The organism is Sulfurimonas sp., from assembly GCF_028694605.1.
Lineage (GTDB): Bacteria > Campylobacterota > Campylobacteria > Campylobacterales > Sulfurimonadaceae > Sulfurimonas.
This window is the reverse complement of sequence record NZ_JAQVKP010000007.1, coordinates 1-20,572: the sequence shown is the minus strand read 5'-3', so window position 1 is coordinate 20,572 and position 20,572 is coordinate 1. Positions and strand designations below refer to the sequence as shown.

Sequence of the window (20,572 nt, the reverse complement as noted above, 5' to 3'; positions counted from 1 at the left end):
GAAGACGGCTAGAGTTTTTAGAGGCGCCCAAAAGGATTTGATATGCAAATGGTAGTAAAAAACGCAAAAAGTTTATTGGAAAAATTCGAAAATTATCTTGAGAGAGTAGCAGAAATCCTATTTTAGGTTCTCTTGTTCTCTCTCTTTGGCTCTGCGCTCATCCGCTTCTCTTTGCGCTGATTTGTTTTTATGGTACCCGCCAAAAATAAAAATCATAAAAAGCAAAAAAAGAAGTAGCATAACAATGTCGATAAATGTACTCATGGATGTTCCTTAAACAGGGTATAATTTTGCCTTATCGCCTCATAAAGCACTATACCCGTACTTATGGCAAGGTTGAGACTTCTGCCCTCTTTTGTCATAGGGATGGTGATATTTTGCTCTTTGTACCGCTCAAGTATATCTTGCGGTATCCCCGCCGTTTCGCTTCCAAAGAAGATATAGTCCCCATCTTTGAACTCTGCTTCAAAATAGGGTTTATCGGTTTTTGTAGTTGCAAAATGAGCATTGTTTACAATGGTATTGTTTGCAAAAAAATCATCCAAACTCTCCCAAACATGCAAATCAAGCTTATGCCAGTAGTCAAGTCCTGCACGGCGCACTGCTTTTTCATCAATGTCAAAAGCAATGGGCTTAATGATATGCAAAGTAGCCCCCGCATTGACGCAAAGCCGCCCTATAGCACCGGTATTGTTTGGAATTTGCGGATGCACCAAGACAAGATTAAACAACGCTGACCTTAAAAAATAACAGTTTTGTTTGCATAAACAAAGATTCTATCTTCGAGTGCGAGTTTTAGCGCACGGGAGAGAACTACTTTTTCCACATCTTTGCCTGAGCGCTGCATATCTCTCCAGCTGTAGGCATGATTAACGTGGATAACCTCTTGAGCGATAATTGGACCCTCATCAAGGTTGTTGTTTACAAAATGCGATGTTGCACCGATAATCTTTACGCCTCGCTCATACGCTTGTTTGTAAGGGTTTGCACCGATAAATGCAGGTAAAAAGGAGTGGTGAATGTTGATAACTCTGTTTTCATACACTTCGACAAATCTTGGAGTCAAAATCCTCATATACTTTGCAAGCACGATATAGTCTATCTCTTCAAACTCTGCCAGACATGCAAGAATCTTGTTCTCGTGCTCTTCTCTGCTTAAGCCCTCATGCGAAATTTCTACAAACGGGATATCAAACTTTTCAACAAAAGAGCCCAAATCGCCATAGTTAGAGACAACCGCCAAGATATTTGCTTCAAGCTCTCCGGCCTCATGGCGCACAAGTATATCGCCAAGCGCATGCATCTCTTTTGTCGCCATAATGACAATATTTTTCTTTTTTGGAGCAATAACTTCTATATTTGCATCTTGCGGCAGCACACTGCAAAGAAGCTCGTAAAGTTGGTTGAGATCAATCGCACCCTCTACAACACTTCTCATAAAAAATTTATTATTCTCCGCATCAACAAACTCGCTGTTTGATAGGATGTTGAGGTCATTGTGGTAAAAAACACTTGATATTTTGTGAACCAACCCCTTTTCATCATTTGCATCTATGAGTACCCGGTATTGGTTCATTTACGACTTCCTTTCTCTAACTCTTCCATTCTTGAATCAATTGTTACTAAAACATACTCTAAAAAATTAAGCGTCATATCCACTTTGGCTTCTATGTTTGTGTTGTTTGGTGCTTGAAAACCTTCAAAAAGAACAAGTAAGCGCTCCCGCATTGATGCTAAAAAAGCCATCTCGCCGCTTAGTATTGATTCTTGGCTTGGTTGTACCTGTATAAAAGCACCTTCGTCTCTTTTAGGCTGCAAATCGTTTCTGTTTGTTTGAGAGCCAACATCTGGCTTGCTGTCTTCCAGCTCCGCCAAAGTTGAGAGAATAACATCTTTTAGTTCCATAATTTTAACAACCACCTTTCAAATTCATTAAACTCTATATCATCCTGCATCTTCACAAAGTACTCTTTCATCTGAGTATTGACATTTAAAAACTTTTTTCTCATCCCGGAGAGCCTTCGTATGGCAATTTTAGCATCACTATTAGAAGGGTCTTTTTTCAAAATCTCCTTGTAAATTTCAAGGGCTTCTTCTTTTAAGCCTTGCAACTCATAGATATTTGCTAAAGTTAATGTTTTCATTTTGCCGCATAATTAGCGATAATAGAACCCATTTCGCTTGTAGAACAGACCTCTTTTGCGTCATACTGCGCCAAATCTTTTGTTCTGTACCCATCTTTAAGCGCTCTTTTAACGGCATTGTCTATCTTATCGGCCGCTTCATTTTCGCCTAAAGCATATCTAAGCATCATAGAAGCCGAAAGAATTGTTGCAATCGGGTTTGCTATCCCCTGTCCTGCGATGTCCGGCGCTGAGCCGTGGATAGGTTCATAAACGCCTATCTTAGCTCCTACCGACGCTGATGGAAGCAGTCCGATAGAGCCTGAGAGCATGCTTGCCTCATCACTTAGTATATCTCCAAAAATATTTCCCGTAAGCATAACATCGAACTGTCTAGGGTCACGGATAAGCTGCATTGCCGCATTGTCAACATACATGTGAGATAGTTCAACTTCAGGGTACTCGCGTGCAACTTCTGTTACCACTTCTCTCCAAAGCTGCGAAACATCCAAAACATTTGCTTTGTCTATGGAGCAGACTCTTTTGCTCCTTGTCATAGCGATTTTAAATGCCTGATGTGCGATTCTTACAATCTCTTCACGGGTATAAACCATAGTGTTCCATCCCCTGTTCTCGTCACGCCCTTTTGGCTCGCCAAAATAGATACCGCCGATAAGCTCGCGAACCACCATCAAATCAACGCCTTTTACCACTTCAGGTTTGAGTGAAGAAGCATTTATAAGTTCGTCAAAAACAGTTGCAGGACGAAGATTGGCATAAACACCAAGCTCTTTACGAAATCTCAAAAGTCCGCTCTCAGGGCGTTTCTCACGAGGAAGGCTGTCCCATTTTTGTCCGCCGATGGCACCAAAAAGCACCGCATCACTATTTAATGAGATATTGATTGTCTCTTGAGGAAGCGGATCGCCTGTGATATCGTAAGCACAACCGCCCATCAAAGCCTCTTCGTAAGAGAACTCTATATCACAGCATGAAGCCACCGCATCCAAAACCTTTACAGCCTCATCAATAATCTCAGGACCGATTCCATCGCCTTTTATAAGTGCAATTTTATATGTTTTCATTACTTTCCTTTAATTTCGTTTTGTGCATAATTCATAAGCCCGCCGGCATCAATAAGCTCTTGCATAAATGCGGGAATCGGGATAAATTTATATATTTTTCCTGTAGTTTGGTTGGTTACTGTTCCATTATTCATGTCAACGCTTATCTTGTCGCCCTCAGCTATCTCATCACTCTCTTGAAGTTCAAAAATCGGAAGCCCCATATTAAACGCATTGCGATAAAAAATTCTTGCAAATGTAGGAGCGATAACGGCAGCAACACCGGCAGCTTTAAGTGCTATAGGTGCATGTTCGCGAGAACTTCCGCAGCCGAAATTTTCACCTGCAACTATAACATCGCCTCTGCTCATTTTCTTTACAAACTCCGGGTCCGCATCTTCCATAACATGCTTTGCCAGCTCCTCCGGAACCGATGTGTTCAGGTAGCGTGCGGCAATAATCAAATCAGTGTCAATATCTTTTCCAAATCTCCAAACTTTACCGTCAATATTTGCTTTTTGCATAGAAATTCCCAACTTTATTTTAAAATAATTTCGTGATTATAGCTAAAAGGAGATTTTAGTTTTATAAAGAGATAATAATTGAAAGTAAAGAATAGCGTGATATTTATTAGTATCACGCCGCTAAAGAGAGGTTATTATCTTTTAAGATTATTGACTGTTTGAAGCATCTCATCACTTGTTGTAATAACTTTAGAGTTTGAATCATAAGCACGCTGTCCGGTGATAAGGTCCGTAAGTTCAACAACAAGTTCAACATTGCTCAACTCCACAAAACCTTGTCGTAAAACTCCAAGACCGTCTATTCCCGGAGTTCCCTCTACCGGCTGTCCTGAACTGTCAGTCTCTAGGTAGAGATTATCTCCCATTGAGTGAAGACCCGCCGGATTTATAAAGTTGGTAAGTGTAATTTGACCTATTTGCGTTGCCTGTGCTTGTCCCGGTTGAATAACACTTACTGTTCCATCCGTACCGATACTTATATTTGTAGCATCAGGCGGGATAACAACTTCGGGAACAAGTCTGTAGCCGTCACTGTTTACGATTGAGCCGTTTTCATCTACTTTAAATGCACCGTTTCTTGAGTAAACTTCACTTCCGTCAGGCAGCTCAAGTTTAAAAAATCCTCTTCCGGTCACTGCCATATCAAGCTGATTATCCGTCTGCTTTAAGCTCCCCTCGGAAAATATCTTGTTGATGGCAGTAGCACGCACGCCAAGACCGACTTCTATACCGGTAGGACTTTTGGTAACATCGCTTGTGGATGTTCCTGCATACTCCATAACCTTGTACATCAAATCTGCAAACTCTGCACGAGACTTTTTAAATCCTATTGTGTTGACATTGGCAATGTTGTTTGCCGTGGTATCGATTTGTGTCTGCATCCCCAGCATTCCGGTAGAAGCAGTATAGAGTGATTGCATCATGGTTTAAGTCCTTGGTTCTTAAGATTTTCTGGCAATTTTTTCAATTGCGTCACGGTTCATGTCGTTCATCTGTGTATCCATTGCTTTTTGGTACATCCCAACTAAACGATTTGCCTCTATAAGCTGTGTCATCATCTTTACGGCATTGACATTGCTTTTTTCGACAAATCCTTGTTTTACAGCCTCGCTTTCATCAACACTAATAAATTCTGTATCACCTTCATATTTGTAAAGACTATTCCCCTCTTTTTTTAGAAGAGCTACATTGTCAGGCTGTACTATAAAGAGTCTTTGTGCCGCTTCAAGCGTCATACCGCCGCCAGCATTTGTAAAAATCTGCCCATTTTTGTCTATCTCAATAGCACTATCGCCTTGGTTAAGTACAACAGGCTGATTTGTAATAAAGTAGTCGCTTGGCAATACTTCATACCCCTGCTTTGTAATAAGCTTCCCTTCATCATCTTTCGTAAAAGATCCATCTCTTGTTAAACGTACACCGTTAGGAGTTTTTACTAAAAAGAAAAGCCCCTCTTTTGAAAGAGCCATATCTAAGGAGTTGTCGCTTTTTTGCATATTTCCAAGCGAATAGTCCGTAAATGCATCAACAACCTGAGGAGCTTTGTTCATCGCACGATTCAAAAACTGTGCGGCCTCTTTTGTATGGTTTGCATTTGGAAGTTCATCTCTTGCCTCTTTGTAAAGACGCAAGAAATCACCGACAATCAAGCTGTCTTCTTTAAAACCTGCCGTATTGACATTTGCGAGGTTGTTTGCAATGGTATCAAGACGGTTGAACTGTGTCACCATTCCCGCTGCCGAAGAGTAATACCCACTTTGCATCGTGTGCCTTTTTTTGAAATATTGACCACTAGAAGCAAAGTATGTTCCAATATTAAATTTCATGCAAAACTCTCTTAAAAAGCATGTATTAATGTTATTTGGGTATAATCCACCTTTAAAAAATCTTAACCATCCAGACAAGGTGTACCCCAAATATGACAGCAAAAGAACTCAACAAGGCTATTGAAGCATTTTTTGCCAATCAAAAACCAAAAGAGTGTTCCACTTACGAAGCGCTTTTAGAACTTTTTGACAAACAACCGACAGCCGCACAAGCTGCAACTATCCACAAACTTATAGAAAAACATAAAACATGTATCCATACTTCATCCGAGCATGCAAAACTTCTCAACGACAAAGAAGCTGAAGCGAGAAAAAGTGCACAGCGAAAAATGATTGAGAACAATGAGACGGATGAATTTGACATCTTAAAAGAGCACGAGCTCCTAGAATGGTCCCGCTCCGACTCTCCTGTTCGTATGTATCTGCGCGAAATGGGGCAAATCCCACTTTTAACAAAAGAAGAGGAGATAGAAATCTCTAAAAAAATTGAGATGGGTGAGAGCATTATTATCGATGCAATCTGCTCTGTTCCTTATCTTATTGACTTTATTCTTGATTACAGAGAGCCGCTTATCAACCGTGAGAGAAGAGTAAAAGAGCTTTTTAAGAGCTTTGAAGATGAAAAAGATGACGGCGAAGATGCTGATGAGAGCGAAGATGATATTGACGAAAATGATGAAGAAGAAGTTGTCGAAAAAGTGCTTACCGCAAAAGATAAAAGCAGAGTAGAAAAGGTAACTACAAGCTTTAAAGCACTTGAAAAAGCAAAAAAAGAGTGGGTAAAACTGGCAGAAAAGCTTCCGGAAGATGCGGATGGAGAACTTACTCCGGATACTGTTTTGTACTATATGACGGTAACTTTTAAAAAGAAAACTCTCAAAGAAAAACTCTTAGACCTTGGTCCTACTTCTAAGCTTATCAATGAACTTGTAAAAGCAATGGAGACTGCACTCAAAAGTGACGAGGGTTACGATAGAGAACTCAGAAGGCTTGAGTACAAGCTTCCGCTTTTCAATGCAACACTTAAAGCAAACCATAAAATTTTAGTTGACAAAATTTGTGATTTGAACAAAGAGGATATTGCGGCTATGGTTCCTGAAGCAACCATGGTAAGTACCTATATGGAAATCAAAAAGCTTGTACAGACAAAAGAGGCATCAAAAAACAGTTTTGATATGGAGCCTGAAAAACTTGCAGATATTTTAGAACAAATTAAGCGTGGAAAAAATATCTCCGAAGTTTCAAAAACAAAGATGGCTAAATCAAACCTTAGACTTGTTGTCTCTATCGCAAAACGCTATACAAACAGAGGCTTGCCGTTCCTTGACCTTATCCAAGAGGGAAATATCGGTCTCATGAAGGCAGTTGACAAGTTTGAATACCAAAAAGGGTATAAGTTTTCAACCTATGCAACATGGTGGATTCGTCAGGCAATCAGCCGTGCCATAGCCGATCAGGCAAGAACGATTCGTATCCCGATTCACATGATAGAGACCATAAACCGCATTAACAAGATTATGCGCAAACATCTCCAAGAACACGGGAGAGAACCGGATGTTGAGATAATCGCACAAGAGGTCGGTCTCTCTGTTGAGAAAGTAAAAAATGTCATTAAAATCACAAAAGAGCCTATAAGTCTTGAAGCACCTATAGGAAGCGAAGATGACGGAAGATTCGGTGATTTTATCGAAGACAAAATGTCTCTCTCTCCATCAGATGCAATTTTGAAAGATGACTTACGTGTACAAATCGAGCAGGTTCTTGAGCAGCTAAACGAAAGAGAAAAAGCCGTTATCAAACTACGCTTTGGTATCATGGATGATGAGTCCGACAGAACGCTTGAAGAGATTGGCAAAGAGCTTAATGTAACACGTGAAAGAGTCCGCCAAATAGAGTCAAGCGCTATCAAAAAGCTCAAACACCCTAAAGTCGGAAGAAAACTTAAAAATTATATAGAAGAGTAGTAAGAACGATGACTTTTGAGCAGCAATGGATAGAGTATGACTACAACCCTTTCATACTCTTTAGCGCAGCCGGAAAAATCATCTCTTTAAACGCCGAAGCACAGTTCTTGCTCGGCTCTGCTACAACGGAAGAACTTTTTAACCTTGCTACATCCTACGCCAACATCTCTTTTGGATTTAAAACTACATTTTTGGAGTTGGAGTTTGGGCGTTATAAATTTTTTGCTATTACCGTGGGTTATGAGAGCGATGAAGCAATCGGTATCAAACTTTACCAAGCGCCCTCTTTCAAGATAAACAAACCAAAACCAATCGGAGAATCGACAAATATCTACGCACTGGTGGATTTGTGTATCCTCTCTTACTCTATAAACTCAAAAATAGTTTTTGAAAAAGATTTTGACCCTACTATTCCCGATATCATTATCGACTCAAACAACTTTATCAAACTGCTCAATAAAGTTTATGCCTGTTATGAAAAAAATGAAAATATAGTAACAAAGATATTTTACAGAATCGGCGAGCATATCAAATTTGAAGAGAAGAAATACTCACTTTTTTCTATTGAAGTGTCTGCAAAAAATGCAGATGAAGAGAAACTTAACGAGTTAAAGGTTTTAGTTGCAAACACAAACTTCTACATTGATATCCAAAAAAAGATTACTATCAATATCCCTATGATTCTCTCATAGTAACATACCCGGCAACGATACCTAAAAAAAGTGATGGAAGATAGACTGCTATATCCAGCAGTTCGTTGTTTTTTAGTGCTATAAAAGCGATAATCAAAAAAAGATAAGGAACTAGCCTATAAGCTGAAAAAGAGGCGCTTGAGCCTTTTTTGATATCGCTTAGATTAAGGAGTTTTATCTTTTTTTTCTCCTCTTTAACGATTGCCTTTAGATCAAGTTCATCTATAGGTTTTTCGCTGATGGGCGCATTATCATCTAGTTCGTACGGGTCAAGCACCCTGTCTAACTCATCTCTTTGCTCTTCTATCTCTTCGTTTTGTATCTTTGTTTTTATCATGTTTTTGTAAGCATGCATTGAACCTACAATGATAAAAAAACTGCTTAAAAATGCAACTTGCAGGTTTATAAAAAAGGAAAAAGAGAAAAATGCGCTTAGCAAAATAGAGAGTTCAAGCGCGAGAAGAGACTTAACGGTTTTTTTCACCATAATCCTCTTCGTCATCTTCATCGTCTTGAAGCTCTTTTTTGATGGCATAGCGTGGCTGTTTTGCAAGCTCTTCGTAGCTTTTATACTGCTTAGAGTATGCTTTATAGACATTTAACACTGCCGCTGCGACACCTATAAAAACACCTATCCAAAGTGTCCAAAAAACACCTGTCATATTTTTTAGTATGAAGCCGATTCCGACACCCATAAGCACAGCCACAACCATAGAAATTCCAAGAGACAGACTGTCTGCCGCTTCGATGATAGGCTTGATTCTAGGAGCTTTTTGCTCCTCTTTGTTCTCAGCCATTTGTAAGCGCCTTGAAAACTCTGCCACTTGCTTTTATGGTCTCTTCAATCATCTCATCCGTTGTTGCAGTGGAGATAAAACCGGTCTCATAAAGTGAACATGCGAAGTAAAAGCCCTCTTGCAGCATCATAGCGTGGAATTTTGCAAAAAGTGCCTCATCTGATTTGCAAGCATCCGCAAAGTTTTTAACAGGGTTTTGGTTAAAGAAAAAGCCAAACATACTCCCTCTTGTATCTATCTGCATAGCTATACCGCATGCAGCTGCCTCTTTTTGCATTCCCTCAACGAGTCTTTTTGCTCTCTCATCCAAAACAGAGATAACTTGCGGATTGTTTTTAAGCTTTGAGATAGCTGCAAGTCCTGCCGCCATAGCTACAGGGTTTCCGCTTAGTGTTCCTGCTTGATAAACAGGCCCCTCAGGAGATAGTTTTGCCATAATCTCTGCTCTTGCTCCAAAAGCGCCCACAGGCATACCGCCACCGATAACTTTGCCCAGTGTTACGATGTCCGGTTTAACTCCCGTAATCGACTCTGCACCATGAAGCGTTGCACGAAAACCGCTCATAACTTCATCAAATATAAGCAGGGTGCCATTTGCATCGCAAAGCGCTCTTAGCTCATGCAAAAACTCTTTATCAGCCGGAACTAGCCCCATATTGCCTGCAATTGGCTCTATGATAACACAAGCAATCTCTTTAGAATCCGCAAAGCATTTCTTTACACTCTCGATATTGTTGTACTCAGCCAAAAGTGTATGTTTTGTAAAATCAGCCGGAACTCCCGGAGAGCTTGGGTTGCCAAAAGTTGCCGCACCGCTTCCTGCTTGAACCAAAAGCGAATCACTGTGCCCATGATAGCATCCGGTAAACTTTACGATATCATCACGCCTAGTAAACCCGCGAGCAAGGCGGATAGCACTCATGACTGCTTCTGTTCCGCTGCTTACAAAACGAACCTTCTCGATGGAGTCAAACATAGAGATAACAAGTTTTGCAAGCTCGCTCTCTGCTTGTGTAGGTGCGCCAAAACTAAGACCATGTTTTACAGCCTCAATAACTGCACTTTCAATCGACTCGTCTCTATGTCCAAAAAGAAGCGGACCCCAGCTCTGCACATAGTCCACATATCTGTTGCCGTCAACATCTACAAGATACGCACCCTCGCCTTTTGCAATAAAAAGAGGCGTTCCGCCAACGCTTCTAAATGCTCTAACAGGAGAGTTTACCCCACCTGGGATAAGTTGCTGTGCTTCTTCAAAAGCTTTTAATGAATTGTCTATGCTCATAAAATAACCTTATTTTTTATGTGATTATAGCAAAGTAGTATTAATCTATATGGGTTATAATCCCAAAAAAAATTTCTAACTAAACGGAATCATTTGAATCGCTCTTATTTTGCCCTATTTGTCGCATTTTTGATACATGTTTTAATACTTTTGCTCTTTTGGCTGCTTGGAACTATGGCACCGGAGATAAAAAAAGAGGAAAAAAAAGAAAATAAGATAAAAATTTCTCTCAAAGAGATGCCTAAAAAATTTAAAGATGCGGGCGAAGTAAAGGAAGTTATCCAAAAACAGCCTGATATCGCACCGCCGATGCCAAAGGGAAGCCAGTTAAAAGAGATGCCTCAGAGTGCGCCAAAAGCGCCTGTAAAGTATGAGCCCAAAAAAGCACAATCTCAAAAACCTCCTAAACTAAATGAGACAAAAAAAGAGATACAAAAAGAAGAAGCAAAAGCAGAGCCTATTTTAAAAACAGAACCTCTTCCACCAACCAAACCATTTGTGCCGCTTCATGAAGAGAAAAAAGAACAAAAAAAGGAATCTTTAGATTGGCTTTATGAAGATAAAACAGCACAAGAAGCCAAAGAAGAAAAGGCAAAGCAAAAAAGCGGCAGCAGTGTAGGCAATTCAGATTTGAGAGAGCTTTACGGCGATGAGTTTGGCAAACTAACCAAGGGGCAGCAAAAATATCTTATAGACAACCAAGAGATTATGCGCCGCATCACGCAAGAGATTTTAAACAGGGTTGCGCGCGTCAATATACGCCATGATATGAATGTCAACAAAGTCAATATAGTGGAATTTTATCTTCATCCAAACGGAGATATGACGGACTTTAAATTTTTACAACCAAGCGGTTACCATGTACTTGACCAGACTACACAAGAGACTATCGAGTTTGCATACAGCCGCTATCCAAGACCTGATGAGAAGATACTTGTGCGCTACAATGTTTTTTATAATTTAGCGAGATAAAACTTCTAGCTTTTTTGCTTTTGTAAAAGCGCTAGTGCGCCTTTGTAAATCGGCTCATCGATAAATCCGTACATATCATCTTCAAATCCAGTAATACCCTCTGCTCTTTTGAGTTCAAACAGCTTGATAATGTTTCTTGCTCGTGCTATCTCTTTTTGACTATCTTGAAACATCTCATTTACAAGAAGTACCTGTGAAGGTGAAATGCACCCTTTGGCATCGTAACCGATCTTTTTTTCAAGCTCAAGCCACATCTTAAACTCTTCTGTATTTTTATACTCTTGATAGACAAAAGAGACAGGTTTTACGCCGATAACTCTGCACGTAATCAAAAAATGCGAAAGTATATAGTGCACGGCAGGATTGTCTCTTGTAATGAGCGCTTGAGAAAGACCCATATCTGCAAAAAGATCCAATATGCCAAGATAAAAAGCAGTCACTTTTCTATCTATTTTAAGCTCAGACATAGCTTCCCATCCCTCTTTGGTTTCGATGGAGAGATGCAGTTCCGTTTTGGCATCTAAGAGTTCATATACGGTCTCTACCTCTTTTTTGTTTTTTATCTTTGGCACACGGATAGCGTCCGGCATAAACTGGTTAAGATATGCTATCTCCTCATATCCACCCTCATTTAGCGCATTTACACGGACAACTAGTTTTTTATCACATCTATTGTGATGGGCGAGAAAAAGCGCACACAAAACGAGCCCAAACGGCTTATCCTGCTTGCTAACCCCATCCTCAAGATTTAAAATAATACAATCCGCATTCAAAGAGTCTATCTTCAAAAGATGGTCAAGATTGTGACATGAGAGCATCAAAGCAGAGCGAAAATCTTTTCTAGGGTTAATCATTCTGTATGTCGGCTCTGCCAAAGCATCCAGTGCTACCAAGTCCCTTTTTTCATAGGCGGCTCTTATTTTTTCTATGTTATTTAACATTTGCATCCTCCTCTTTTTTCTTTTCTTGGAGATAAAAATAGAGCGATTGAATCTCTTTTGGTGTTAAAAAGTATCTAGGCATCCCATTTTTTCTCACATTTAAAGCACGGTAAAAATTGTTGAAATCCATATTGTTGATACGGGAACCAACAAAACTCTTCTGTTCCTTTTTATGTTCATATTTTGCAACTATTTTACCCTCTCCAAACTCCCCGTGACACTTGTGACACCCTATACCTCTCGGATTTTGGTAAAGTGACGAAGCATACTCCATAGGCGTTATAAAACTGCTCTGAGCCAAAAGACAAAACGGCGAAAACAACAACAATACAAACACTTTGCTCATATAAAGCGACCTTTTAATATATAAAGGTATAATAACAAAAAAATTATATTATGAGGTTTAAAGGAAGGACTTTTAATGCAACTTCTTGATGGAAAAGCACTTGCGGCAAAGATAGAAACTACTGTTGTAAATGAAGTAAAAGAGCTAAAAAACAAAACAGGTTTAGTCCCCGGGTTGGCAGTCATTTTAGTAGGACAAGACCCGGCAAGCGCAGCGTATGTCAACATGAAAAAAAAGGCATGCGACAGAGTCGGTTTTTACTCTGTAACGCATGAAATGCCGAGCGACATCTCACAATCTGCCATTGAAAATACTATCAAGATGATGAACAACAACCCAAATATAGACGGTATTCTTATCCAACTTCCTCTTCCAAAACACATCGACACAACCAAACTTTTAGAGCTTGTAGAGCCGAGCAAAGATGTGGACGGTTTTCATCCATACAATGTGGGAAGACTAACAACAGGACTGGAGGGCTTTGTTCCATGCACCCCGCTTGGCGTTATGGAACTTTTAAATGAGTACAACATTGATGTCAAGGGAAAAAACTGTGTTGTTGTGGGTGCTTCAAACATTGTTGGAAAACCGATGGCTTCGCTTCTGCTAAATGCAAATGCAACCGTTGAGATTTGCCATATCTTTACGGATGATTTGAAAAAACATACACTTAACGCTGATATGATTTTTGTAGGTGCAGGTGTAATAAACCTTATCAAAGAGGACATGGTAAAAGATGGCGCTATAATCGTTGATATCGGCATCAACCGAACAGATGACGGCAGACTTGTAGGAGATGTCGATTTTGAAAAAGTTTGTGAAAAATGCTCTTACATCACCCCTGTTCCTGGTGGTGTCGGACCAATGACTATCGCCATGCTTCTTAGCAATACATTAAAAGCGGCAAAAGCCCATGCAAAAGCGAGAGTGTAAATGAAAGAATTTCTACACAAAACATACAAATTTTCCAACTCATGGACGGGAACGATTATCATCGTTCTTTTTGTTATCTTTTTTATTGCTCAGGCTTTCAAGATTCCAAGCGGGTCGATGAAAGACTCGCTGCTTATCGGGGATCATCTTTTTGCCAAAAAGTTTGCTTATGGCATCCCTATGCCGCATATTCCGTTTTTAGAGGTATCTATCATGCCGTGGAGCGACAGACTTCGCCTTATGGACGGAGATACGCCAAAGCGTGGCGATATCGTTATCTTTCGACCGCCGCACAACCCAAAACAGCACTTTGTCAAGCGTTGTGTTGCACTCCCTGGCGATGAACTTTTCATATCTGATAAAAATCTATACCTCCACCATAAAGAGGGCGATGCATGGATAGAAGAGAACTTCAAAGGGCATGAAATCGTTGTTTTTGCAGGAAAACTCTGGGTAAAAAATCCATACACAAAAGAACATCTAGGGATTCACCATGATGAAAAAATAACACAAAATGGTCAGTATCCTTTGCCTATATTCCACTTTGCCCCTATCCGTATAGATGAAAACCACTACTTTATGATGGGTGATAACCGTGACCACTCAAATGACAGCCGTTTTTGGGGTGCGGTGCCTTATGAAAACATCGAAGGAACTCCTTGGTTTGTTTACTTTAGCATAGATGACAACTGGGAGATAAGATGGGATCGCATAGGCAAAACTCCAACTGATTTAGAGGGTGATGTTTATCTGCAAAAAGCTATAGCTGAGAGAAAAAAACAAGATAAAGATGATTATGGAATCTATTGATCTGCTCAAAATTGCGGCTGCCGTTTTAGCGCTTGCGACAGCCATCATCGGGCATGAGATTATGCATGGATGGGTTGCCTACATCTATGGCGATACAACAGCCAAAAATGCAGGCAGACTTACCATCAACCCTATCTCGCATGTCGATTTGGTAGGCACTATCATCGTTCCTGCGACTATGTACTTTTTACCTATGCTCCTTGGGGCTGAGAGCGGTTTTCTCTTTGGCTGGGCGAAACCGGTGCCTATAAATATGTCCACTGTAGCAAGAAATGCGGGTTATAACGGCGCTATGCAGGTGGATTTGGCGGGTATAGTTTATAACTTTACATTGGCGGCTTTTGCTTCTGTGGTTATTGTGATGATGAGTCAGCCTACGACGAGTGATTCGCTCTTTTATGTTTTTGCATATCTTTTTGTTTTGCAAACACTTATCATCAATGTAGTGCTTGGGGTTTTCAACCTCCTGCCTATTCCGCAGTTTGACGGTGCCCATTTTTTAACGCATCTTGCACTCAAACACAGGATAAATTCTGTCGCTGAATTCTTTTACAAATATGAAAGATATGGAATAATTATAGTCTTGATTGTTCTTATGACACCGCTAAAAAATTATCTGCTGCTTCTACCTGTGCAGATGATTTTAAGTCTGTTATTACCATAAAAAAGAGAGGAAAAAATGAAGTTTTATATCGCTACGGATCACGCCGGCTTGGATCTTAAAGACTATACGGTCGAACTGCTTAAACAAAAGGGGCACGATGTTGTTGACTTAGGACCATACTCAAAAGAGAGAGTTGACTATCCGGACTATGCTATCAAGGTTTGCGAGGCTGTTTTGGCAGACAAGGAAGCCCAGGGGATTTTGATTTGCGGCTCGGGTATAGGCATGAGCATGGCTGCAAACCGCCACCACGGTATCCGTGCTGCACTCTGTCATGACGCTTACACCGCAACGGTTGCACGCGGACATAATGACGCAAACGTTCTGTGCTTTGGCGAGAGAATCGTAGGCAAAGGGGTTGCCGAGTCCATCTTGGACGCTTGGATTGCAGGGAGTTTTGAGGGCGGACGCCATGAGGGTCGTGTTGCAAAGATAGAAGCTATAAACAACTAAAAGGAAAAGCGTATGTTTTGGGAATGGTCACTTTTAACACTGCTTGCTATCGTTGCAATTTATCTTTTTGTCAAGATGTTTTACTTCAAAAGCATCACAAACAAAGAGCAAAGAAGCAACGACCTTATGAAGCTCACACTTCAAGAGGCGGAGATACTTATAAGAAAGTATCAGATTCAGCTCCAGCGTGCGCTTGGCAATGTGGATATTTTAAGTGACGAGCTTACAAAACTACGCAACGAACTCAAAGTTTTAAAACAGAGAAACACAAAACACAGACAAGAGACAGACCGTCTCAACAACAAAATCAAAGCACTGGAGAGCCGTATAGACGCTCTTCTTTAAAGGATAGATGATGACACTGAGCAGCTTAGAGAGAAAAATTATAGAGGGTTCTTTGCGTGATGTTAAGGATTTTCCAAAACCGGGAATTATTTTTAAAGATATCACAACGCTTTTAAACAATGCGGAAGCCTTTGGCGTAACCATGAACCACCTCTATCAAAAATACAAAGAGTATAATCTTGACTACATTGCAGGGATTGATGCAAGAGGTTTTATCTTCGGGGCAGCTTTGGCGCAGATGCTAGGTATAGGTTTTGTGCCGATTCGCAAAAAAGGGAAACTTCCATACACAACCATCAGCGAAAAGTACTCTTTGGAGTATGGTTTTGATGAGATAGAGATTCATATCGATGCTTTTAGCGCAAAGCCAAACGCAAGAGTGCTTCTTATAGACGACCTAATCGCAACAGGCGGCACGGCAAATGCCGCTGCCAGACTTATCAACCAAGCGGGTGCTTCTTGTGTGGAGGCTTGCTTTATCATCGCCCTGACTTTTTTAGACGGGCAAAAAAATTTACAAAGCGTAACTCCTGTATATTCTTTAATCGAGGTAGCCTAATGTATATTCCATCAGCTTCAAAATTTGACCCTATTCATGGACACTTTGGGATTTTTGGCGGCAGATATGTTCCTGAAACTCTTATGCCCGCACTCTTAAAGCTGGAAGAGGAGTACAAAAGTATCCGCTTTGACAAAGATTTCTGGGCGGAAGTGGATTACTACCTAAAAGACTATGTCGGTCGCCCTTCTCCGCTCTACTTTGCAAACAACCTCTCAGAGGAGTTAGGTGCAAAAATCTATCTAAAACGAGAAGATTTGAACCACACGGGAGCACACAAAGTCAACAATGTTATAGCCCAAGGGCTTATGGCAAAGAGACTCGGTTATAAAAAAGTCATAGCAGAAACCGGCGCGGGTCAACACGGTGTGGCAACAGCGACTATTAGCGCACTTTTGGGTTTAGAGTGTGAAATATTTATGGGCGCAAAAGATGTGGCACGTCAAGAACTAAACGTTTTTCGCATGAAACTATTAGGCGCAAAAGTAAATAGCGTCGAGAGCGGAAGCAGAACGCTAAAAGATGCCATGAATGACGCTATCCGCCACTGGGTAACCAACGCAAGAGACACTTTTTACATCATCGGAACAGTTGCAGGACCACACCCATACCCCATGATGGTGCGCGATTTTCAGGCGATTATAGGCTATGAAGCAAGAGCACAAATCCTTGAAAAAGAGGGGCGTTTGCCTGACCATGTTATCGCATGTATCGGCGGAGGAAGCAACGCTATCGGTATGTTTCAACACTTTTTAGAGGACGAAGAGGTTGAGTGCATCGGCATAGAAGCAGGTGGCAAAGGCATAGAGACGCATGAGCACGGATGTTCTCTTGAAAAAGGGCGTGCGGGCGTGCTTCACGGGCAGATGAGCTACCTTTTGCAAGATGAGGACGGACAGATTCAAGAAGCATACTCCATCTCAGCGGGACTTGACTACCCGGGTATCGGACCTGAGCATGCATTTCACTATGAAAACAAGAGTGTAAGCTACAACCACGCAACCGACCAAGAGGCGCTTGATGCCTTTGTATGGCTCTCACGCAAAGAGGGTATCATCCCTGCTTTTGAGAGCGCACACGCCGTAGCATACCTAAAAAAGATGCCAAACATAAAAGACAAACTCATCATCGTAAACCTTTCAGGCAGGGGCGACAAAGATATGATACAAGCAAAAAATATACTAAATTTTGACGACTAGGATAAGAGATGAATATTAAACTTATTGAGACAGAGTTAGATGCAGTAACTGCGGATGTGAACGTTGTTTTTATGAAAAAAGATGAGCTGGAGTCATATGAGCATGCTGTGATTTTGCAAAAAGCAGGATTTAAGGCGGAGCAGGACACTACTTGCTTTTTGTATGAAAAAGGAGTTCTTGTCTGCGGTGTTGAGAGCAAAAAGAGCGATGATATACGAAGTGCATGTTCATGTGCTATGAAAACTCTAAAGACATCAAATTTTAAATCTGCAAAAATTGCCATCTTAAGCAAATCGGTTATCAGTGCGCTTGTTGATGGTGTTGTTCTTGGCGGATATGAGTTTAACGACTACAAATCGGAGCCAAAAAAAGCAGCACTTGAAGAGGTTTTTTTAGTTTCAAATGATTTGGACTTTACAAAAGTTGAAGAGATTTTTGCAAACTCCCTAATCATAGCAAATGCAACCAACTTTACTCGCGATATCGTCAACAAAGCGCCGCAAGAGATTAACCCGCAAACTCTATCTCTTGTGGCAAGCAACCTTGCAAAAGAGAACAACCTTGAATGTGCAATACTTCAAGAGGATGATTTGGCAAAAGAGAAGATGGGAGCGATGCTGGCAGTCGGACGTGCTTCTGTGCATGGAAGCACTCTTATACATCTCTCATACAAGCCGCAAAATCCAAAAAAAGTCATTACACTTGTGGGCAAAGGTTTGACATACGACAGCGGCGGACTAAGTCTAAAACAGCCTACTTCTATGGTTACGATGAAGATGGACAAAGCCGGAGCATGTGCCGTGCTTGGCATCTTAAAGGCGGTAAGTGAGCTTAAACTTGATGTTGAGGTGCATGGATTTATCGGTGCGGTTGAAAATATGGTCGGCGGCAATGCTTACAAACCTGACGACGTTTTAATTTCAAGAAGCAAAACAACCATAGAGGTCAGAAACACGGATGCAGAGGGTCGTTTGGTTTTAGCCGATGTGCTTGACTATGCACAAGATAAAGTTGCGGCTGACTATATCTTTGACTTTGCAACGTTAACTGGAGCGTGTATGATTGCTCTTGGGCAATATACGACGGGCTTGATGGGGCACTCGCACAAACTCAAACATGACATAAGCAGAGCAGGAAGCGATGCAGGAGAGATGATAAGCTCACTCCCATTTAACAGACACCTCAAAAAACTACTTAAAAGCGAAATAGCCGACATTAGCAACACTGCTTCAAAGCCTTACGGCGGAGCGATTACGGCGGGAATGTTTTTAGATAAGTTTATAAAAGAGGAGAACAAAAACAAGTGGATGCACTTTGATATCGCAGGAACTGCTTATACGGAGACAGCATGGGACTGTAATGTCTATGGCGGTACGGGTGCTGGTGTGCGCTTGATGTGTGAATTTTTGAGAGAGATAAAATAGCAGACACGCTTGATATAGATGGATTTATACCTGTATGATTTATGTCGATAGGGTGAAACCTACTTTTTTTCTCTTCACGGATGCAAGTGTCTATCCCCAGACAAATATCGGGTACGGCGCATACCTGCTTCTGGCTGAGTATGAACTCGAAGCTCCGCTCTCAAAACTTAAAGTAAAGACAAAAAAGTTTAAAAACACTACTTCGTCTAAACTTGAGCTTCAAACACTTATATGGGCGCTGAGTGAGGTGAAGTTTAAAAAACGCAAGATAATTATCTTTACCGATTGTCAAAATCTCATATCGCTTCAAGATAGAAGAGAGCGAATCATAAAAAATAACTATATGACGAAAAAAAACGAGCTTTTGAGAAACCATGAACTCTATAAAAAGTTTTACGCCTTGGTTAAACATAATGAGTGTGATTTTGTCAAAGTAAAAGGACATAAAAAGACACAAGATAAAGATTTGGTGGACAATCTTTTTACGCTTGTAGATAGAGCTTCACGAGAAGCCTTGCGATACTTTTTGACCAAAAAAACAAGTTAAAATCTCTTACAACTCCTAAAGCACTTTCGGTTTTCCCGTAAAAAAGCCTTGTGAATATTCCACACCCATCGCTTTGATAATATTATATATATTTTCATCGCTTACATATTCCGCAACTACTTTTGCATCTATTTTATGGGCAAAATCAACAATTGTTTCGATAATAATGTCGTTGTTCCTCTTGGTTGCAACATCACGTATAAGTGCGCCGTCTATCTTGATATAGTCAATGTCCAGTCTCAAAATATGCTCAAAGTTGGAGTAACCGCTTCCAAAATCGTCTATAGCTATCTTTGCCCCAAGTGCTTTTACCTGCGTGATAAACTGCTCTACGGCACTGTAGTTTTCTATACCCTCAGACTCCAAAATCTCAAAAACAACACGTGAAGCAGTCTTTGTCTTGATAAGCCTGCTGATAATCTCTTGCACCGTTGCGGAATCTTCAATATCATAAATAGAGAGGTTGATAGAAAATTCCTCGCTTCTGTTTTTGAAAGTCTCACACGCTTGGCGCACAACCGCACGGGTAATTTGTGCATAGAGTTTTGTCTTTTTTGCTATCGGGAGAAAATGTAGCGGCGGCACGATACTTCCATCTTTATTGACAAGGCGTACCAGCGTTTCATACTTTGAAATCTCATTGGTTTTAAAATCGACAATAGGCTGATAATGACAGATGATGCAGTTTTGCAGGAGTGCTTGGTGGATGGTTTTTGCCATAGCGATATTGGTACGATAAACTTCTTCTATATTTGCCTCTTCCTTATAAAGCGCATAGGCAAGCCTCTTCTCTTTAGCATGATGCAGGGCGATATCTGCATGTGTTAAAAGTTTTATGCCTCCGATAGCCACTCCAACGGTCATACGAACAGGTACAGGCTCCTGAGCTATAAAAAAAGAGGTAGCTGCAAAATGTACAAGCCACTCCCTAAGAAGAATCTCAATCTCTTTAAATTCTATGTGTTCGTACAGAAGTGGGCTATATTTACATAAAGGTACAAAATGCGCCACGGTTCTTAAATATAGCTTAATTTAATATATTCTAATTCTTAGAATAGCCTAGAAATAGTTTTTCCTTATATTGATACAACTTTCAACCAAAAA

At 40.6% G+C, this 20,572-nt stretch carries 27 protein-coding genes; 12 read left to right on the top strand and 15 right to left on the bottom strand.

Annotated elements, in window-relative coordinates:
- Positions 1 to 117: 117 nt before the first annotated feature.
- The 9 genes from PHY84_RS05430 to PHY84_RS05390 all read right to left on the bottom strand — a co-directional run bounded on the left by PHY84_RS05430 (position 118) and on the right by PHY84_RS05390 (position 5,537).
- Positions 118 to 264, bottom strand: coding sequence for a hypothetical protein (locus PHY84_RS05430; RefSeq protein WP_299858353.1), 147 nt, complete (start codon positions 262 to 264; stop codon positions 118 to 120).
- The gene (locus tag PHY84_RS05425; RefSeq protein WP_299858352.1) at positions 261 to 731 is read right to left on the bottom strand and encodes a tRNA (cytidine(34)-2'-O)-methyltransferase; all 471 of its coding nucleotides are present in this window, start codon (positions 729 to 731) and stop codon (positions 261 to 263) included. The genes PHY84_RS05430 and PHY84_RS05425 overlap by 4 nt, the downstream gene beginning before the upstream one ends.
- Positions 732 to 739: 8 nt before the next feature.
- Positions 740 to 1,576, bottom strand: coding sequence for a formyltetrahydrofolate deformylase (purU, locus tag PHY84_RS05420; RefSeq protein ID WP_299858351.1), 837 nt, complete (start codon positions 1,574 to 1,576; stop codon positions 740 to 742).
- A complete protein-coding gene (locus PHY84_RS05415; protein WP_299858350.1) occupies positions 1,573 to 1,905 on the bottom strand; it encodes a hypothetical protein in 333 nt (110 codons plus the stop codon). Before PHY84_RS05415 ends, purU begins: the two co-directional genes overlap by 4 nt.
- Entirely contained in the window at positions 1,896 to 2,144 is a 249-nt protein-coding gene (locus PHY84_RS05410; protein ID WP_299858349.1) for a tetratricopeptide repeat protein, read from the bottom strand. The genes PHY84_RS05415 and PHY84_RS05410 overlap by 10 nt, the downstream gene beginning before the upstream one ends.
- Entirely contained in the window at positions 2,141 to 3,208 is a 1,068-nt protein-coding gene (gene leuB / locus PHY84_RS05405) for a 3-isopropylmalate dehydrogenase (RefSeq protein WP_299858348.1), read from the bottom strand. The genes PHY84_RS05410 and leuB overlap by 4 nt, the downstream gene beginning before the upstream one ends.
- A complete protein-coding gene (locus PHY84_RS05400) occupies positions 3,208 to 3,711 on the bottom strand; it encodes a 3-isopropylmalate dehydratase small subunit (protein WP_299858347.1) in 504 nt (167 codons plus the stop codon). Before PHY84_RS05400 ends, leuB begins: the two co-directional genes overlap by 1 nt.
- 134 nt (positions 3,712 to 3,845) lie before the next feature.
- Positions 3,846 to 4,634, bottom strand: a complete 789-nt coding sequence (gene flgG, locus PHY84_RS05395) for a flagellar basal-body rod protein FlgG (protein ID WP_299858346.1) — start codon at positions 4,632 to 4,634, stop codon at positions 3,846 to 3,848.
- 18 nt (positions 4,635 to 4,652) lie between these two features.
- Positions 4,653 to 5,537, bottom strand: coding sequence for a flagellar hook-basal body protein (locus PHY84_RS05390; protein WP_363317894.1), 885 nt, complete (start codon positions 5,535 to 5,537; stop codon positions 4,653 to 4,655).
- 92 nt (positions 5,538 to 5,629) lie between these two features.
- Between PHY84_RS05390 and rpoD the strand changes: the two genes are divergently transcribed.
- Entirely contained in the window at positions 5,630 to 7,501 is a 1,872-nt protein-coding gene (rpoD, locus tag PHY84_RS05385; RefSeq protein WP_299858345.1) for an RNA polymerase sigma factor RpoD, read from the top strand.
- Positions 7,502 to 7,509: 8 nt separating this feature from the next.
- Positions 7,510 to 8,193 (top strand): hypothetical protein, encoded by a 684-nt coding sequence (locus tag PHY84_RS05380; RefSeq protein ID WP_299858344.1) that lies wholly within the window; start codon positions 7,510 to 7,512, stop codon positions 8,191 to 8,193.
- Here the strand turns inward: PHY84_RS05380 and PHY84_RS05375 are convergent.
- Genes PHY84_RS05375 through hemL form a run of 3 tightly spaced genes read right to left on the bottom strand, consistent with a single transcriptional unit; the run spans position 8,177 to position 10,275 of the window.
- The gene (locus PHY84_RS05375; protein WP_299858343.1) at positions 8,177 to 8,677 is read right to left on the bottom strand and encodes a hypothetical protein; all 501 of its coding nucleotides are present in this window, start codon (positions 8,675 to 8,677) and stop codon (positions 8,177 to 8,179) included. The two genes, PHY84_RS05380 and PHY84_RS05375, sit on opposite strands and share 17 nt — an antisense overlap.
- Positions 8,661 to 8,990 (bottom strand): AtpZ/AtpI family protein, encoded by a 330-nt coding sequence (locus PHY84_RS05370; protein ID WP_299858342.1) that lies wholly within the window; start codon positions 8,988 to 8,990, stop codon positions 8,661 to 8,663. The genes PHY84_RS05375 and PHY84_RS05370 overlap by 17 nt, the downstream gene beginning before the upstream one ends.
- Positions 8,983 to 10,275: a glutamate-1-semialdehyde 2,1-aminomutase gene (hemL, locus tag PHY84_RS05365; RefSeq protein WP_299858341.1), complete on the bottom strand. Its 1,293-nt coding sequence runs from the start codon at positions 10,273 to 10,275 to the stop codon at positions 8,983 to 8,985. Before hemL ends, PHY84_RS05370 begins: the two co-directional genes overlap by 8 nt.
- 93 nt (positions 10,276 to 10,368) lie before the next feature.
- Here hemL and PHY84_RS05360 point away from each other — a divergent pair, with 93 nt between their 5' ends.
- Positions 10,369 to 11,247 (top strand): energy transducer TonB, encoded by an 879-nt coding sequence (locus tag PHY84_RS05360; protein WP_299858340.1) that lies wholly within the window; start codon positions 10,369 to 10,371, stop codon positions 11,245 to 11,247.
- 5 nt (positions 11,248 to 11,252) lie between these two features.
- Here the strand turns inward: PHY84_RS05360 and PHY84_RS05355 are convergent, their stop codons facing one another.
- Positions 11,253 to 12,188, bottom strand: coding sequence for an aldolase/citrate lyase family protein (locus PHY84_RS05355; protein ID WP_299858339.1), 936 nt, complete (start codon positions 12,186 to 12,188; stop codon positions 11,253 to 11,255).
- Positions 12,178 to 12,534, bottom strand: coding sequence for a cytochrome c (locus tag PHY84_RS05350; protein ID WP_299858338.1), 357 nt, complete (start codon positions 12,532 to 12,534; stop codon positions 12,178 to 12,180). The genes PHY84_RS05355 and PHY84_RS05350 overlap by 11 nt, the downstream gene beginning before the upstream one ends.
- 75 nt (positions 12,535 to 12,609) lie before the next feature.
- Between PHY84_RS05350 and folD the strand changes: the two genes are divergently transcribed.
- From folD to PHY84_RS05305, 9 genes are read left to right on the top strand one after another with little or no spacing between them, the layout of a single operon-like run.
- The gene (gene folD, locus PHY84_RS05345; protein ID WP_299858337.1) at positions 12,610 to 13,467 is read left to right on the top strand and encodes a bifunctional methylenetetrahydrofolate dehydrogenase/methenyltetrahydrofolate cyclohydrolase FolD; all 858 of its coding nucleotides are present in this window, start codon (positions 12,610 to 12,612) and stop codon (positions 13,465 to 13,467) included.
- Positions 13,468 to 14,277 (top strand): signal peptidase I, encoded by an 810-nt coding sequence (gene lepB / locus PHY84_RS05340; RefSeq protein ID WP_299858336.1) that lies wholly within the window; start codon positions 13,468 to 13,470, stop codon positions 14,275 to 14,277. It begins immediately after the preceding gene.
- Positions 14,264 to 14,941: a site-2 protease family protein gene (locus PHY84_RS05335; RefSeq protein WP_299858335.1), complete on the top strand. Its 678-nt coding sequence runs from the start codon at positions 14,264 to 14,266 to the stop codon at positions 14,939 to 14,941. The genes lepB and PHY84_RS05335 overlap by 14 nt, the downstream gene beginning before the upstream one ends.
- 15 nt (positions 14,942 to 14,956) lie before the next feature.
- A complete protein-coding gene (gene rpiB / locus PHY84_RS05330) occupies positions 14,957 to 15,394 on the top strand; it encodes a ribose 5-phosphate isomerase B (protein ID WP_299858334.1) in 438 nt (145 codons plus the stop codon).
- A 12-nt stretch (positions 15,395 to 15,406) separates the two neighbouring features.
- Complete coding sequence (locus tag PHY84_RS05325) at positions 15,407 to 15,739, top strand: hypothetical protein (RefSeq protein ID WP_299858333.1); 333 nt, start codon at positions 15,407 to 15,409, stop codon at positions 15,737 to 15,739.
- Between the two features lie 10 nt (positions 15,740 to 15,749).
- Entirely contained in the window at positions 15,750 to 16,298 is a 549-nt protein-coding gene (locus PHY84_RS05320; RefSeq protein WP_299858332.1) for an adenine phosphoribosyltransferase, read from the top strand.
- Positions 16,298 to 17,497 (top strand): tryptophan synthase subunit beta, encoded by a 1,200-nt coding sequence (gene trpB / locus PHY84_RS05315; protein ID WP_299858331.1) that lies wholly within the window; start codon positions 16,298 to 16,300, stop codon positions 17,495 to 17,497. Before PHY84_RS05320 ends, trpB begins: the two co-directional genes overlap by 1 nt.
- Positions 17,498 to 17,505: 8 nt before the next feature.
- Positions 17,506 to 18,921 carry a leucyl aminopeptidase gene (locus PHY84_RS05310; protein WP_299858330.1) on the top strand — a complete coding sequence of 472 codons (1,416 nt, stop codon included), beginning with the start codon at positions 17,506 to 17,508 and terminating at the stop codon, positions 18,919 to 18,921.
- 34 nt (positions 18,922 to 18,955) lie between these two features.
- Positions 18,956 to 19,468 (top strand): RNase H family protein, encoded by a 513-nt coding sequence (locus PHY84_RS05305; RefSeq protein ID WP_299858329.1) that lies wholly within the window; start codon positions 18,956 to 18,958, stop codon positions 19,466 to 19,468.
- A 15-nt stretch (positions 19,469 to 19,483) separates the two neighbouring features.
- Here the strand turns inward: PHY84_RS05305 and PHY84_RS05300 are convergent, their stop codons facing one another.
- Positions 19,484 to 20,479, bottom strand: a complete 996-nt coding sequence (locus PHY84_RS05300) for a GGDEF domain-containing phosphodiesterase (protein ID WP_299858328.1) — start codon at positions 20,477 to 20,479, stop codon at positions 19,484 to 19,486.
- Positions 20,480 to 20,572: the final 93 nt, after the last annotated feature.